This is a genomic window from Sphingomonas panacis (genome assembly GCF_001717955.1).
In the GTDB taxonomy this organism is placed as follows: Bacteria; Pseudomonadota; Alphaproteobacteria; order Sphingomonadales; family Sphingomonadaceae; genus Sphingomonas; species Sphingomonas panacis.
This window is the reverse complement of record NZ_CP014168.1, coordinates 1,524,739-1,540,390: the sequence shown is the minus strand read 5'-3', so window position 1 is coordinate 1,540,390 and position 15,652 is coordinate 1,524,739. Positions and strand designations below refer to the sequence as shown.

At 65.9% G+C, this 15,652-nt stretch carries 9 protein-coding genes; 3 read left to right on the top strand and 6 right to left on the bottom strand.

Annotated elements, in window-relative coordinates:
• Window positions 1-15: 15 nt before the first annotated feature.
• Window positions 16-444, top strand: coding sequence for a winged helix-turn-helix transcriptional regulator (locus J0A91_RS06990; protein WP_069207121.1), 429 nt, complete (start codon window positions 16-18; stop codon window positions 442-444).
• A gap of 30 nt (window positions 445-474) precedes the next feature.
• Here J0A91_RS06990 and J0A91_RS06985 read toward each other — a convergent pair whose 3' ends face one another.
• Window positions 475-960, bottom strand: a complete 486-nt coding sequence (locus J0A91_RS06985) for a helix-turn-helix domain-containing protein (RefSeq protein ID WP_150126843.1) — start codon at window positions 958-960, stop codon at window positions 475-477.
• 171 nt (window positions 961-1,131) lie between these two features.
• Entirely contained in the window at window positions 1,132-2,457 is a 1,326-nt protein-coding gene (locus J0A91_RS06980) for a PQQ-dependent sugar dehydrogenase (protein ID WP_069204300.1), read from the bottom strand.
• Between the two features lie 200 nt (window positions 2,458-2,657).
• On the opposite strand from J0A91_RS06980, the gene J0A91_RS06975 reads away from it, so the two are divergent.
• Window positions 2,658-3,173: a hypothetical protein gene (locus tag J0A91_RS06975; RefSeq protein WP_069204299.1), complete on the top strand. Its 516-nt coding sequence runs from the start codon at window positions 2,658-2,660 to the stop codon at window positions 3,171-3,173.
• 93 nt (window positions 3,174-3,266) lie between these two features.
• On the opposite strand, the gene J0A91_RS06970 is transcribed toward J0A91_RS06975, so the two are convergent.
• Complete coding sequence (locus J0A91_RS06970; RefSeq protein WP_069204298.1) at window positions 3,267-3,566, bottom strand: hypothetical protein; 300 nt, start codon at window positions 3,564-3,566, stop codon at window positions 3,267-3,269.
• 4 nt (window positions 3,567-3,570) lie between these two features.
• Entirely contained in the window at window positions 3,571-6,396 is a 2,826-nt protein-coding gene (locus J0A91_RS06965) for a M16 family metallopeptidase (RefSeq protein ID WP_069207120.1), read from the bottom strand.
• Window positions 6,397-6,522: 126 nt separating this feature from the next.
• On the opposite strand from J0A91_RS06965, the gene clpB reads away from it, so the two are divergent.
• Entirely contained in the window at window positions 6,523-9,102 is a 2,580-nt protein-coding gene (clpB, locus tag J0A91_RS06960; protein WP_069204297.1) for an ATP-dependent chaperone ClpB, read from the top strand.
• An 88-nt stretch (window positions 9,103-9,190) separates the two neighbouring features.
• On the opposite strand, the gene J0A91_RS06955 is transcribed toward clpB, so the two are convergent.
• Together J0A91_RS06955 and J0A91_RS06950 are read right to left on the bottom strand one after the other, a co-directional pair.
• The gene (locus J0A91_RS06955) at window positions 9,191-12,139 is read right to left on the bottom strand and encodes a TonB-dependent receptor plug domain-containing protein (protein ID WP_069204296.1); all 2,949 of its coding nucleotides are present in this window, start codon (window positions 12,137-12,139) and stop codon (window positions 9,191-9,193) included.
• A 430-nt stretch (window positions 12,140-12,569) separates the two neighbouring features.
• A complete protein-coding gene (locus tag J0A91_RS06950) occupies window positions 12,570-15,596 on the bottom strand; it encodes a TonB-dependent receptor plug domain-containing protein (RefSeq protein ID WP_169833097.1) in 3,027 nt (1,008 codons plus the stop codon).
• Window positions 15,597-15,652 lie beyond the last annotated feature (56 nt).

The following is a 15,652-nucleotide window of genomic DNA, read 5'->3' as shown; positions in this document are numbered from 1 at the left end:
CTTTCTGCAATGGACATGACGGACCTTTCCTGCGGGGTGTGCCCGGTCGGGCGTGGCCTCGCCCGCGCCGGCGATACGTGGAGCATGCTGATCCTGCGCAACGCGGGGCTGGGGCAGACGCGCTTCGACCAGTTCCAGAAGAGCCTCGGCATCGCCCCCAACATTCTCGCGCGCCGGCTGGCGGCGCTGGTGACGGCGGGGATGCTCGCGCGGCGGCGCTACAGCGATCACCCGCCGCGCGACGAGTATGTGCTGACCGAGGCCGGGCGCGACTATCTGCCGGTGCTGCACGCGCTCGGCGGGTGGGCGCGCAAGCATTTCGGCGGGGGCGCGATGCGCCGCCCGGTCGAGGCGGGCAGCGGCCGCGAGATCGTGCCGGTGGTGGTCGATGCCGAAACGGGGGTGCCGCTCGCCGATCTGGCGATCGCGCTGGCGATGCCCTAGCCGCTCGCGGGGGTGCCTAGCGAGCGGCGGTCAATCGTGCCCGACCGCGAGCGCGCCGGTGCGGCACAAGGTCTCCACCGTGCGCGCGAATTCGGTCATCAGCCCTTCGAGCACCGGCTCGAACCCGGCCGCCGAGATGATGTCAGGCGGTGGCGTCACCCCGCCGCGCGGGTCTTCGACGATGAGGCCGCGCGCGATCATGTGGGCGACCTGCCGCCGCACCGTCTCGCGCGGCAGGCCGGTGGCGGCGGAGATCGCGTTGCGCGAGATCGGCACGATCGCCTCGCGCGGCAGCGGGGTCGTGCCGCGCAGCTCGGGCGGGATCGCGCGTTCGCGCATCACCCGCTGCACATTGGCGACCGAGATCGTCAGGAAGATCAGCGTTTCGGTCGGGCCGAGCTGGATCGTCTCGGACAGGGTGCGATGCGTCGTCAGAAACTGGTTGCACAGCGCGGTCATCGCGACGCGCCAGTTCTCGGCCATTTTGGCCGTATTGGTGGTAACACGTGTCCCCATCATCCCTCACGCCCACTCTCACGCCTGGATTCCGCTCCGGGTCGACTGTCGTGGCGAATATCGGCGGTTTGCGCGGCTTCGTAAACCGCGCGCGTGTCAGGGTGAGACGAATCGTCCGACTCTGGTACATCGATGTCACATCGGCGGGCGGCGCCGCGCGGCTGTCGCGAGTCAGCCGCCGGCCTTGGCGCTCACCCGCCAGACGGTGTTGCCGACATCGTCCGCCACCAGCAAAGCGCCCGCCTTGTCGGTGATGACCCCGACCGGGCGCCCGCGCGCGCGGCCCTTGTCGTCGAGGAACCCGGTCAGCAGATCGACCGGCCGCGCGCCCTTGGCGGGGAAGCCATTGTCCCCGAACGGCACATAGACGACCTTGTAGCCCGATGCCGGCACGCGGTTCCACGAGCCATGCTCGCCCACGAACGCGCCGTTGGCGAACTTCGGCCCGAGCTTGGCGTCGGTCGCGAAGGCGAGGCCAAGCGCGGCGACGTGCGGCCCAAGCGCATAATCGGGGCGCTTCGAATATTCCTGCAACGCCGGATTCTCGGGCTGGACGCGGTGATCGATATAGCCGCCCCAATAGAACCACGGCCAGCCGAAGTGATCGCCCAGCTCGACCTGGCTCATGTAATCGGGCGCGAGGTCGGAGCCCATCATGTCGCGCTCGTTGACGACCACCCACAGCCCGCCCTGCGGCGCGAACGCCATCCCCTGCGGGTTGCGCAGGCCCGCCGCATAGATGCGGAACGCCTTGTGGACCGGATCGACCTGGAGGATGTTGGCGCGGTTGGTCTCGGCGTCGAGCCCGTTGTCGGCGATGTTGCTCGACGAGCCGACCGAAACGTACAGCGACCCGTCGGGCGCGGCGAGCAGCCCGCGCGCCCAGTGATTGCCGCCGCCCGGATAGGTGACGACGGTTTCGGGCTTGGCGGTGATCCTGGTCTGGCCGGGCGTGAACGGCACGCGCACCAGCGCATCGGTGTTGGCGATATAGAGATAGCCCCCCGCCAGCGCTATGCCGAGCGGCGAGTTGAGCCCCGAGATCAGCACCGTGCGGCTCTCCGCCACGCCGTCGCCATTGGCGTCGCGCAGCAAGGTGATGCGGTTGGCCGAGCCGCTGTCCGCCCCCGCCGAGCCGATCAGCAGCCCCATCACCCAATCCTTGACGCCGCTCGCCTTGCGCGGCGGCGAATCGGTCTCCGCCACCAGCACGTCGCCATTGGGCAGCCGGTACAGCCAGCGCGGATGCTTGAGATCGCGCGCGAACGGCTGGACCTGAAGCCCGGCCGCCGGCGTCGGCATGGCATTACCCCAGCCGATCGGCTTGGCGATGCGGATCGTCGGGACCATCTGGTTGCGCGGCTGGCTGATGTTGGGTCGCTTGCCGGTGACCGCCTCGAGCGGCAGCTTCGCCGTATCGGGCCGGCTGATCCAATAGCCGACCGGGATCGCGATGACGATCAGGATCAGGGCGATACGCAGGATGTGCTTGAGCATGCCCGTTAGGTAAGCCGTGGCGGCGAAGCGTGAAAGACCAAATCGGCGGCGCGCGCGCAGAACCTTATGGGCATCGGAGCGACCCGTAAAACACCCGACGATCGTGACTCCCGGTGGGAAGTAGCGCTATCGTTCAACCACCAGCGGATGTACCCCGCCGTGATCTCGGACATTGCTGCCGGGAGCACGGGAGGGTTTGCATGAAGTATGCGGCAGGCGTTGCGATGTCGGTGGCGGTGCTGTTGTCCGCCGCCGCGAAGGGTCAGGCCGCGCCGCCTGCAACCGGGGGAACGGCCCCTACCGTGATACGTCGTTTCCTCGCGCCGGGGCTGGATGAGGCGATTGCCTATGCGGAGCTGGTGGACATCAAACATGTCACGACAGCGGCCGACCCCGCCAATGCGGTTATCGATGCGGCTGCCGATGCGATTGCCGATTTCGTGCCGGTGTTTGGTCACGCAACCTCGATTTCCCCGATGCCGATGACCGCGATCAGGGGCGTGGCGGTGCTCTTCCGTTTTCCCAATCAGAAATCCGTCGTGGCTTTCATGGAGGACAGCGGCAGCGTTCGGGGCAGTTCGGGCCATCATGCTTGCAGGATTGTGACGGACTCGTCGAAGGGAAAGCCTGAGTCCGACGCGTTCCTGATCCTCAACCGCTGGTGCATGCACGCGGTCGCACTCTCCAACATCGACGATACGGCTATCCGTAAGTAGGAGCTTTGCGCGCGCGGCGAAACCAAGGGCCTCGCCCGCACCCGTCCGCGCTTCGCCCTTCCCTTTCCCATCGGGAGAGGGAAGGGTTTTACGTTACGCCCGCACGCCCGAGACCGGGAAGCTCCCCAGCCCGCCCGCGCCGACCGATCCGGTCAGCGTGTCGCCGTCCACCGTCGCGGTGCATTCGAGCTTCATCGGCATCGGCGAGGTGATCGACATCACCCAGGCGAGCGTGTCGCCGTCAACCGTGCCGTCCTTGACCTCGACCGAGCCGAGCGCGCCGCTCAGATTGCCGGTGAAGCTGGTGCCGGCGCTCACCACGTTGAGCATCGCCTTCTGTTCGCCGAGCGGCGTGCGCACCACGATATTCCACTGTCCATCGACCGTCGCCATCACGTCACTCCTGTAAGCCGGCCGCCCGGCGCGCGGTGGCGACCGATGCGGCGGGAATCACCTCGACGGGGAGGCCGAGGCTGTCAAGCTGCGGCCGGACGACCTTCGCGTCGCCGACCACGACCCAGAACGCACGAGCCGGGTCGATGGCCGCACGCGCCGCCGCTTCGACCTGCGCGCGCGTCAGCGCGCGGTAGCGCGCGGTGATCGTCGCGTAATAATCGTCGGGGCGCTTCCACAGATCGTTGTTCTGCATCCCGCCGAGCAATGCCTGCGAGGTTTCGAAACTGCCGGGGAGCGAGCGTGTCGCATCGGCGATCGCGCGATCGAACTCGGCCTGGGTCATCGGTTGCGCGCCGACATAGCCGGTCAGTTCCTTGCGCAGTTCGGCGATCGCCGCGCCGGTCTTGTCGGCCTGCACCGGCGCGCTGACCAGATAGGGCGCGGCATGTTCGATCCGCTGGAAACTGCCGCTCGCGCCATAGGCCCAATGCTTGTCTTCGCGCAGGTTCATATTGATCCGCGCGAGGAAGCCGCCGCCGAGCGCATCATTGGCGGTGATGAGCGGCAGCAGCTCATCGGTGCCGGCGAGCGTGTTGGGCAGCGCGCCGAGGATCGTGGACTGCGGCGAATCGGGGCGATCGACCAGCACGATCCTCGGCGTGGTCGGCGCGAGCGGTGCGAACCGCTTGACGCCGCGCGCGCCCGCAGCCTGCCAGTCGCCGAAGCCGCGCTCGAACGCCGCCGCGATCTCGGCGAGCGGCCGGTCGCTCACCACGAACAGCCGGGCGGTGTCGGGGCGGAGCCATGCGGCGTTGAACGCGATCAGATCGTCGCGCGTCAGCGCGGCGACCGCCGCCGGATCACCGCCGCCATTGGCCTTGGCGTAGGGTGAGGCCGCGCCGTACAGCAGCGGCGGCAGCACGCGGTTGGCGAGCGCGCCGGGATCGGTCACTTCCTGCGCGATGGCGGCGAGCAGTTCGGCGCGCTTGCGCTCGACTTCGGCGGGCGTGAACGCGGGGTGGCGCACCATGTCCGCGAACAGATCGATCACCGGCGCGAGATTGACGCTCGGCGCGCTGAACGAAATGCTGGTGCGGTCGGCGCTCATCCCCATGCCGATCCCTGCGCCGAGCCGCTCCTTGGCTTCGGCGAGCGCGGTGGCATCGCGCGCCACGGTGCCTTCGTTGAGCATCGCCAGCGCGAACTTGGCGGTGCCAGACCGCCCCGCCACATCGGCGGCATAGCCGGCGTCGAAGCTCAGCACCGCGCGCGTGAACGGCACCGCGCCGCGCTGCGCATAGACGATCTCGATACCGTTGCTGAGCCGCGCGCGCTCGACCTTGGGATAGGTCAGGTCGATCGCGGCACCGGCGGGCGGCATCGCGCCACGCGTGCCCTTCACCGGCGGCTCGGGCTTGACCGCGACCGGCGCGGGCGGCGGCACCGCCGCATCGGCATAGGCCTCGCGCGCGCCCGGCTCGACGGTCAGCGCATAGACCGGCCGGGACAGCCATTTCGCGGCGACCGCGCGGACATGCGCCGGCGTCTGCGCGGCGAGATCGGCGAGCTGCTTCTTATAGAAGCCGGGATTGTTCGAATAGAGCGCGCCCTCGGCCAAGGTCACCGCCTTGCCGCCGCCACCGCCGACCCGCTCAAGGCCCGCGATCGTGCCCGATACGCTTTCGGTGACGTAGCGGCCGACCTCGTCCGCGCTCGGCCCGTCACGCAAGAAATCCGCGACGATCGCATCGAGCCGCGTCGCCACCAGCGCCGGATCGACCCCCGGCCGCACCAGTGCGCGCACGCTGAAGGTGCCGAGTTGCGCGAAGCTGCTGTTGTGCGCGCTGACCTGAACCGCCAGCTTCTCCTTGCGCACCAGCAGCGTGTCGAGCCGCGAACTCGACAGCCCGCCGAGCACGCCAGCCGCCACGTCGAGCGCCGTCGAATCGGTGTCGTTGACCCCCGGCACCGTCCACGCGCGCAGCAGCAACGTCGCGCCGACGCGGTCCTTCATCACTTCGGACTTGGCGACGGCGAGCGTCGGGATCTCGACGGTGGGCGCTGTGTTCTGCGGCCCGGACGGGATCGCGCCGAAATACTTTTCCACCAGCGGCCTGGCGGTGGTCGCGTCGATATCGCCAGCCAGCACCAGCACGGTGTTGTTGGGGCCGTAATGCGCGCGGAACCAGCTCTTCACATCGTCGAGGCTGGCGGCGTCGAGATCGGCCATCGATCCGATCGTGGTGTGGCCATACGGGTGCCCGGCCGGAAACAGCCCCTCGATCTGCTTGTACTGGACGAGGCCATAGGGCCGGTTGTCGCCCTGCCGTTTCTCGTTCTGGACGACGCCGCGCTGCCGGTCGAGCGTGGCTTGCGTGACCGCGCCGAGCAGATAGCCCATCCGGTCGCTTTCGAGAAACAACGCCCGGTCGAGCGCGGTCCTGGGCACCGTCTCGTAATAATTGGTGCGGTCGAAATAGGTGCTGCCGTTCATGTCGGTGCCGCCGGCCTGTTTGAGCGGCTCATAGAAATCGCCCGGCGCATTCTCGCTGCCGTTGAACATCAGATGCTCGAACAGATGCGCGAACCCGGTCTTGCCCTTGGGTTCGAACTTCGATCCGACATCATACCACACGCTCACCGCGACGATCGGCGCCTTGCGATCGGTATGGACGACCACGCGCAATCCATTGGCTAAGGTGAATTGCGTATAGGGAATGTCGACCTGCCGGATCAGGGCCGCGAGCGGGGCAGGCTTGGTTTCGGCAAGGGCGGGCTGGGTAAGGAACATCATCGTCCCGATAAGAGCGAGAGATTTGAGACGCATGGTTTCATCCCGTGGATCGGCGCGTGCGCTACCATGCGCAAAGACCATCGTCCAATCGCCGACCGGCCCTTGTGTGATAAAAGTGCAACACTATATCGCGAGCATCGAAGGAGGGATTTCACCGACATGAATCTCGAAAAATTCACGGACCGCGCCAAGGGCTTCCTGCAATCGGCGCAAACCGTCGCGATCCGCATGAGCCATCAGCGGATCGCACCCGAACATCTGCTCAAGGCGCTGCTCGAAGACGAGCAGGGCATGGCCTCGGGGCTGATCCAGTCCGCCGGCGGCGATGCCAAGCGCGCGCTCACCGAAACCGATCTCGCGCTGTCGAAAATCCCGGCGGTGTCGGGCAGCGGCGCGCAGGGCTCGCCCGGCCTCGACAATGATCTGGTGCGCGTGCTCGACCAGGCCGAGCAGATCGCGCAGAAAGCCGGCGACAGCTTCGTCACCGTCGAGCGGCTGCTGGTCGCGCTCGCGCTGTCGCTCAACACGGCGGCGGGCAAGGCGCTGCAAGCCGCCGGCGCGAAGGCGGAGGCGCTCAACACCGCGATCAACGCGCTTCGCGGCGGCCGCACCGCCGACACCGCTTCCGCCGAGGACCGCTACGACGCGCTCAAGAAATTCGCGCGCGATCTCACCCAGGCCGCGCGCGACGGCAAGCTCGATCCGGTGATCGGCCGCGACGAGGAAATCCGCCGCACCATCCAGATCCTCGCGCGCCGCACCAAGAACAATCCGGTGCTGATCGGCGAACCCGGCGTCGGCAAGACCGCGATCGCCGAGGGCCTCGCGCTGCGCATCGCCAATGGCGACGTGCCCGATACGCTCAAGGACCGCACGCTGATGGCGCTCGATATGGGCAGCCTGATCGCCGGCGCGAAATATCGCGGCGAGTTCGAGGAGCGGCTCAAAGGCGTGCTCGACGAGGTCAAGGCCGCCGAGGGTCAGGTGGTGCTGTTCATCGACGAGATGCACACGCTGATCGGCGCCGGCAAGACCGACGGCGCGATGGACGCCTCCAACCTGTTGAAGCCGGCGCTCGCACGCGGCGAGCTTCACTGCGTCGGCGCGACCACGCTCGACGAGTATCGCAAGTACGTCGAGAAGGACGCCGCGCTCCAGCGCCGCTTCCAGCCGGTGTTCGTCGGCGAGCCGACCGTCGAGGATACGATCTCGATCCTGCGCGGGCTCAAGGAGAAATACGAACTCCACCACGGCGTCCGCATCACCGACGGCGCGATCGTCGCGGCGGCGACGCTCGGCAACCGCTACATCACCGATCGGTTCATGCCCGACAAGGCGATCGACCTGATGGACGAGGCCGCCAGCCGAATCCGCATGGAGGTGGAGAGCAAGCCCGAGGAGATCGAGACGCTCGACCGCCGCATCCTGCGCCTCAAGATCGAGCGCGAGGGATTGAAGCGCGAAAGCGACGACGCCTCGCGCGACCGGCTCGCGACGCTGGAGGGCGAACTCGCCAATCTCGAACAGCAATCGGCCGAACTCACCACGCGCTGGCAGGGTGAGAAGGACAAGATCGCCGCCGAATCGCGATTGAAGGAACAGCTCGATGCCGCCCGGCTCGAACTCGAACAGGCGCAGCGTGCCGGCGATCTCGCCCGCGCGGGCGAGCTGTCCTATGGGCGAATCCCCCAGCTCCAGCGCCAGCTCGAAGAGGCGCAGGGCGCGACGCGGGGCGCGATGCTGCGCGAGGAAGTCACCGCCGACGATATCGCCGGCGTGGTCAGCAAATGGACCGGCATCCCGATGGAGCGGATGCTCGAGGGCGAGCGCACCAAGCTGCTCCAGATGGAGGCGGCGCTCGGCAAGCGCGTGATCGGCCAGCAGCAGGCGGTGCGCGCGGTCGCGACCGCGGTGCGGCGCTCTCGCGCCGGGCTGCAAGACCCCAACCGGCCGATGGGCAGCTTCCTGTTCCTCGGGCCGACCGGCGTCGGCAAGACCGAACTGACCAAGGCGCTCGCCGAATTCCTGTTCGACGATCCCAGCGCGATGGTCCGCATCGACATGAGCGAGTTCATGGAGAAGCATGCCGTCGCCCGGCTGATCGGTGCCCCTCCCGGCTATGTCGGTTATGAGGAAGGCGGCGTGCTGACCGAGGCGGTGCGGCGCCGGCCCTATCAGGTGATCCTGTTCGACGAGGTCGAGAAGGCGCACAGCGACGTGTTCAACGTGCTGCTGCAAGTGCTCGACGACGGTCGCCTCACCGACGGGCAGGGCCGCACGGTCGATTTCACCAACACGATCATCGTGCTGACCTCGAACCTCGGCAGCCAGATCCTGACCACGCTGGCCGACGGGCAGGATGTGGCGAGTGTCGAGCCGCAGGTGATGGACATCGTGCGCGCGCACTTCCGCCCGGAATTCCTCAACCGGCTCGACGAGATCGTGCTGTTCCACCGGCTCGGGCAAAGCGAGATGGCGCCGATCGTCGACATCCAGGTTCGCCGCATCGACACGCTGCTGGCGGATCGCAAGGTGACGCTCGACCTGACCGAAGGCGCACGCGCCTGGCTCGGCCGCGTCGGCTACGATCCCGTCTACGGCGCGCGCCCCCTCAAGCGCGCGGTACAACGCTACCTGCAAGACCCGCTCGCCGACCTGATCCTGCGCGGCGAGGTGAAGGACGGCGCGACCGTGCGGGTCGAGGAGGGCGACGGGAAGCTGGAGTTGGTGGTGGTGTAGCGGGGCTGCCCGCACCCCGCGACGAACACAAAAAAGGGGCGGCTTCCTCGCGGAAGCCGCCCCTCTCTTTTGGTGCCTTGCGGCGGGCTTAGAACTTGAAGGTCGCGCCCGCGCGGAAGGTACGGCCAACGATGCCGGCCATGTGCCAGGTCGGCAGGTAGTTGGCGCCCGAGTAGGATGCCGGTGCCAGCGGAGCCTTCTCGCCGGTGATGTTGCCGACGAACACGCTGAACGTGAAGTCGTCGTTCACCTTGAAGGCGGCGTTCACGTCGGCGTAGATGAACCGCTTGATGTAGCAGAACTTGTCGCCGGTGCCGTACAGGTTGCCGCCCGCGCACGAGATGTCGTCGCCTTCGTCGGCCGCGACTTCCTTGATCCGCGACACGTAATAGGTCGTCGCGGTCAGCGAGAACGGACCGAACTCGAGCGTGTTCTGCCAGTTACCGCGGACGCGCGGGGTGCCCGCACCCGACGAAAGTTCGTAAGGTCCAAGCGTACCCACATACTTCTGGATCTTGCTGCCGTTGCCGGGATCCAGATCGTACTGGATCACATAGGTCAGATCGAGACGGCTGGTGAACTTCACGCGGTCGCTGAGCGGCACGCTCACGTTCGCACCGAAGTCGAGGCCCGAGCTCTTGATCGAACCCGCGTTGACGAACGGCACGTTGATGATGAGCACGCGCGGCAGCGCGTTCGGGAACAGCGGATCGGGCGCGTCGACGGCCGAGACCTCATACCCTGCGGGCAGCGGGGTGCCCGCGAAATAGTTCGCGCGCGCGATGCCGGCGTCCGGGCCCGTCACGATCACGTCGGTCTTCTTGATGTTATAGTAATCGACCGTGAAGCTGACGTTGCGAACCGGCTCGACGACGATGCCGGCGGTGAAGCTACGCGACTTCTCCGGCTTCAGGTCGGGGTTGCCGGTCGCGCCCGAACCGAGGCTGTAGGCCTGGGCGTAGGGGTTGGTGTTGCCGTTGGTGACAAGGCCACCATGCGCAAGCTGGAAGCTCGCCGGCGGCGTCACCGTCACGAAGCCGGCATAGCTCGAGCGCGGGTTGTTTTCCGCAAAGGTCGGGGCGCGGAAACCATTCGAATACGTGCCGCGGATCGCGAGCTGCTTGATCGGCGTCCACTTGGCGCCGATCTTCGGCGAGAAGTGGCTGAACCCTTCCGAATAGTGATCGTAACGACCCGAGCCGTTGACCTCGAACGTGTCGAAGATCGGCGCGTTGACTTCGAAATAGCCCGCGTAGACGTCATGCGTACCGAATGCCGCCGAGGTGTTGGCGTATTTGGTGAGGCCCGGATTGTTGCTGTTGTTCTCTTCGGTCTCGTGACGGAACTGCCCGCCAACCGCGACCTGCAGGTTGCCGCCCGGCAGCGCGAACAGATCCTTTGCGACCGACGCGTCGACCGAGATCAGCGAGGTGTGCGACGGCGTCGTGTACTGCGGAGCGATCATGTCGCGCACCGCCTGCGTGTTGAGCGACGGGTTTACGAAATTATACGCGCCGGTGTTGATCGCCTTCTTCAGCCCGGCGATGTCGAGCACGCCATGATTTTCGATCGAGAAGTTGTCGCGTGCGCCAACCGCATCGATCTTCCAGTGATAATCGCCAGCGATATCGCCGTTGAAGCCGATCGCGCCGCGGATCACTTCGTTCTTGCGTACCGAATAGACCGGGATGTCGCCGAACGCATAATAGATGCGGGCAGCGTTCGTGGTCGGGTCTGCTCCGGCGGTTGCATAAGGGTTGTTCGGGTTGAGCGTGCGGTCCGTAGCGGTCGCGCAGTTCACGCCGGCCGAACAGATATAGACCGGCAGGACGATGCCCGGGTTGCTCGACGACTGGGTCGGCGAAGCACCGTAAGGCTGCGTCTGGCGGATGCCGTTCGGCTGACGCCCGATCGTGACCTGGCTGTGCGAGTAGCTGCCGGTGGCATAGCCTTCGATCGTGTCGCTAAGCCGCAGGCTCAGGCGGCCGGTGAAGCTGTAGCGCTCCTGCGACGGCTGGATGTCGTTGTAGCGCGTGCCATATTCCTGGCCGTAATCGTGCTTGCAGCCCGTGCCGCCAGCCGCGCCGGGAACGGTGAACGTGCCGTTGGCGCACTGCGCGGTGCCGCCGAGCAGCGTATAGGTGCCGCTCGCGACGCCGCCGGCGAACGGATTGTTGAGGTCGGTCTGCGGGGCGCGGCGTACCACCGCGTTGGTCGACTGAGTCGTCAGCGAGCTGTCGCCGGTGTTGTTGTCGAGGCCGCCGATCGAGCTCAGGTCGTTAGTGTTGTATGGGAAGTCGCGTGCCGTCGCGGAGATCGGCCGGTCCTTCTGGTATTCGCCGTTGACGTAGAAGTTCCAGCCCTTCTCGTCATAGTCGCCGTAGCCGGCAGTCAGGTTGCCGCGATAGCGGGCGCCGTCGCCCTTTTCGGTCACACCGCCTTCGACCGTGCCTGCCAGGCCGGTGAAGTGCTTCTTCATGATGATGTTGACCACGCCGCCGATCGCGTCCGCGCCGTAGCTCGACGAGGCGCCGTCCTTGAGCACTTCGACACGCTCGACCGCGCTGAACGGAATCGAGTTGAGATCGACATAAGCGTTGTGGCCGTCGTCGTTGAGCGGGAAGTTGGTCGAGCGCAGGCCGTCGACCAGCACCAGCGTCGACGAAACGCCGAGGCCGCGCAGCGAGACGGCGGCGCCACCGGCCGAGAAGCCGTTGGTGAAGCCGGTCGAGATCGAACCCGCGCCATCGGCCGAGATCGAGCGCACCGCGTCGTTGATGTTGGTGATGCCGGCGCGCGACAGCGTCTCGGTCGTCAGCACGGTGACGGGCGAAGGGGTTTCGGTGTTGGTGCGGCGGAACAGCGAGCCCGTAACGACGATGTCGTTAGACTGCTCGGCGGTCGACGAATCGGTCGGCAGCGACGCCGATCCGGCCTGGTCCTGCGCGAACGCCGGCGCGGCGAACGATGCCAGCGCTGCGAGCGGTGCCGCGCCCAGCAGCAGACGGTTCTTGAGAGACGTGTGGGCCGAAATCATCAGTGTCTTTCCCCTTTGCGATCCCCCGCCGCGCGCCCTGTCGCGAACGTCGGGAGATACCGAGCCTCGGCGCTTTTGACAGCGCGCGGTGAGGCAGATGAAGGAGGAATGAACGCGGCCGGACCGGGTGTAAAGACAAGCGACCCCCCGGTGTGATGATTTGATCGAGTTTGTAGCAATTGTGCCACACGGCTGACGGACGAATGTTTCTCCCGCATGTCCGACATCGTTATTTCGTCCGATATCTCATCCGACGCGACTGTTGCCGGTTGGCACCGGCCGGCTTTCAGACGTTCTGCGGCGCAACAGGCAGCCCGCGCCGAACGACTTGACCGGAGCAGTAGGTCGAAAGCTCCTGCTATCTCGCCCCTAGAGAAAGGGCGGCTCCTTGCGGAGCCGCCCGATCCTCGCCGTGCCTGTGTGGCAATCCTTACAGATCGATCTTCGCACCGAAGCGGACGAAGCGACCGATGAAGCCCTGGCTCTCCCAGGCGACGTTGTAGCCGAAGCCGCTGTCATAGCTCTGGCCCGGGTTGAAGTCCGGCTTGGCATCGAACACGTTGAGCACGTTCGCATAGAAAGTGAACCGATCACCGACCTTGACCGATGCGGTCATGTCGACGTCGATGAAGCGGCGTGCGTGGCACTTGTAGGCATCGCCGTTGTTATAGGTATAGACCGACGAGCCGAGGCTGGCCGAGCAGTCGCTGGGATCGCCGCCGTAATCGACCGACGCCATGCTATAGCCGCTGGTATAATAAGCGGTCGCGCTGAGCGAGGCACGACCCGAGAAGTCGAGCGTGTTCTGCCAGCTCCCGCGCCAGCGCGGCGCACCCGAGCATGACGTGATGTTGCATGGGCTGAGCGAGCCGGCGAACTTCTGCACGACGCCCGCTGGCGTGGTCTGATCGAGGTTGATCAGATACGTCGCATCGACACGGCTGGTCAGGTTGATGCCGTGGCCGAGCGGCAGCCGCGCGGTGCCCGAGAAATCGAGACCAGAGGTCGTCTCCGACGTGGTGTTGACATACTGATACTCGACAAAGCCCAGTTGCGGCAACGCATTGGGGTGATCGGGATCGGCGATGCCAGGCCGGACGCTGATGCCGGGAAGATTCACCACGCCGTTATTGGCGTAATAGGCTTCTTCGACACCCGAATAATCGGGCGCGCCGATCAGGCCCTTGATCTTGATGTGGTAGTAATCGACCGTGAAAGCGAAGTGACGGTTTGGTTCGAACACGACACCGCCAGTCAGGCTGGTGGAGGTTTCCGGCTTCAGGTTCGGGTTGCCAGATGACGTCAAGCCATAGCTGTACGGCAGTTTCGCGTAATTGTTGTTGCCATGCGCGGCGATATACGCGGCGCCGCCGGGCTGATCGGGCGACACGGTGGCATTGATGTAGCCGGTGGTCGGCTGGCCATAGGCTTCCTGGAAGCTTGGAATGCGGAAGCCGCGCGACCAGGTGCCGCGGAAGCGGAGTTGCTCGATCGGCTTGAAGATCGCGGTGATCTTCGGCGAGAAATTGTCCTGCCCCGACGAATAACTATCGTAACGGCCCGAACCGTTGAGGGTCAACTGATCGAAGATCGGCGCGTCGATTTCAAAGAAGCCCGACCGTACATTGCGGCTGCCGATCGTGCTTACCGAGTTGATGCTGTAATAGCGGTCGGCCGGGTTGACCTCGTTGGGTGCGTTGGCACTCGGGTTGTAGACAGACTCATGCCGGTACGCGCCGCCGACCGCCGCGACCAGATCACCGCCGGGCAGCGCGAACAGGGCCTTGGACAGGCTTGCCTGGACCTGCCACAGCTTCGAGTTCGAATTGTTGACGTTGGTCGGCGCGATATAATCGCGGATTGCCTGGCTGTTCTGCGACGGATCGACGAAGTTGAACGACCCGTCGTTGACGACGTCGATCAACCGCTGCGGGATGAGATAGTTCTTGTTGGTGATGCGCAGATCGACTTCGGAATAGGTGCCGTTGACGTCATACTTCCAGTTATCGCCGAACGAACCCGAAATGCCGCCCGCGAAACGATATGTCTTGGCATCGCTCAACGTGCGACGCGGGAGATCATAACGATAGTTCACACGCGCCTGCTGACCGGCCGCAGCGAACGGGTTGTTGGGGTTGAGTGTGCCGTTGGCGGCGGTGCAATCGACCGTCGTGCCGCGCGGGCAGATGTAAGTCGGCAGGATCACCGGGCTCAGCGTGAACTGCGTGCCGCCAGCCGCGGTCTGGTTGGCGAACGCCAGCGGCGAGATGCTGCTGTCGGTCTTCGATTCGTAGAACGTGCCGGTCGCATAGGCCTGCGCGCGGTCGCCGACGTTTACGGTAACGTGCGCGGTGGCGCCGTAACGCTGCTGCTTTGGGATTTCCTGCAGATAGTCGTTGATATTGTCCTGCTGGCAGATCTGCGGGTCGGTCGGCGTGTTGGCACCGATCGCGGCGGCCTGCTGCGCGGGCGTCAGCGTGACGGCCTTCAAGTCGCGGCAGCCGGCACTCGCGTTGAGCAGCCGGAAATTGCCGCGCGGATCGGCGGGATCTTCATAGGCCGGCGCACCGTTGAGATAAGGCTGCACGACCGGTACGCGCGTCGAGCCAAGTCCGCCAAAGTCACCATTGGCCTGGATGCCATTGATCGTCTCGTTGGTCAGGCAGTTGCCGGCGCCGTTACAGACGCGGCTATAGTCGTTGGTATTGTACGGGTAGCCACGGTCGCGTGCGTAGAGCGGATTGCTCGACTGGTACTCGCCATTGATGTAGATGTTGAAGCCCTGCTCGCTGAGCTTGCCGTAGCCGTAGGTCAGGTCGGCGCGCTTTTCGCCACCATCGCCATGCTCCGAAATGCCTGCCGAGACGTTGGCGTGGAGACCCACGATTTCCTTCTTGATCACAACGTTGACCACACCGGCAACCGCATCGGCGCCGTAGGTCGAGGAGGCGCCGTCCTGCAGCACGTCGACCTTCTCGACGATCGATTGCGGAATGGTGTTGAGATCGACGAAGCTGCGCTGTCCGTCGTCACCGAGCGGATAGATCGCCGAGCGCTGGCCGTCGAACAACGTCAGCGTGTTGCCGGTGGTGAGGCCGCGCAGCGAAACCGCGGTCGCGCCGGTGGCGAAGCCGAAGCTGTTCCAGGCGCGCGTCATCGTGCCGGCGCCGTTGGCGGGGATCGTCTGCAACGCTTCGGCGATCGTGTTCTGACCGCGGGTCACGAAGTCCTGGGCGCTCAGCGTGTTGATCGGTGCGGCGGTCGCGGTCGCGCTGTTGCGAATCAGCGAACCGGTGACGACAACGTCCTGCTGGCTCGTGTCGTCGGCGGGGGCCGGCGCGGATGGAAGCGGGGCAGCCGTCGTGTCCTGCGCAAACGCGGGGGTCGCTGCGAGCGCGATCACGAGCGGGGCCGCGGCGAGGAGAAGGCGGATCTTTCCCGGAGAGCGGATGGTCATGGTCATGAGTCCCTTTTTCATGCCTCGGCTGGCGGCCATTGCGCCGGAGTCGGCAA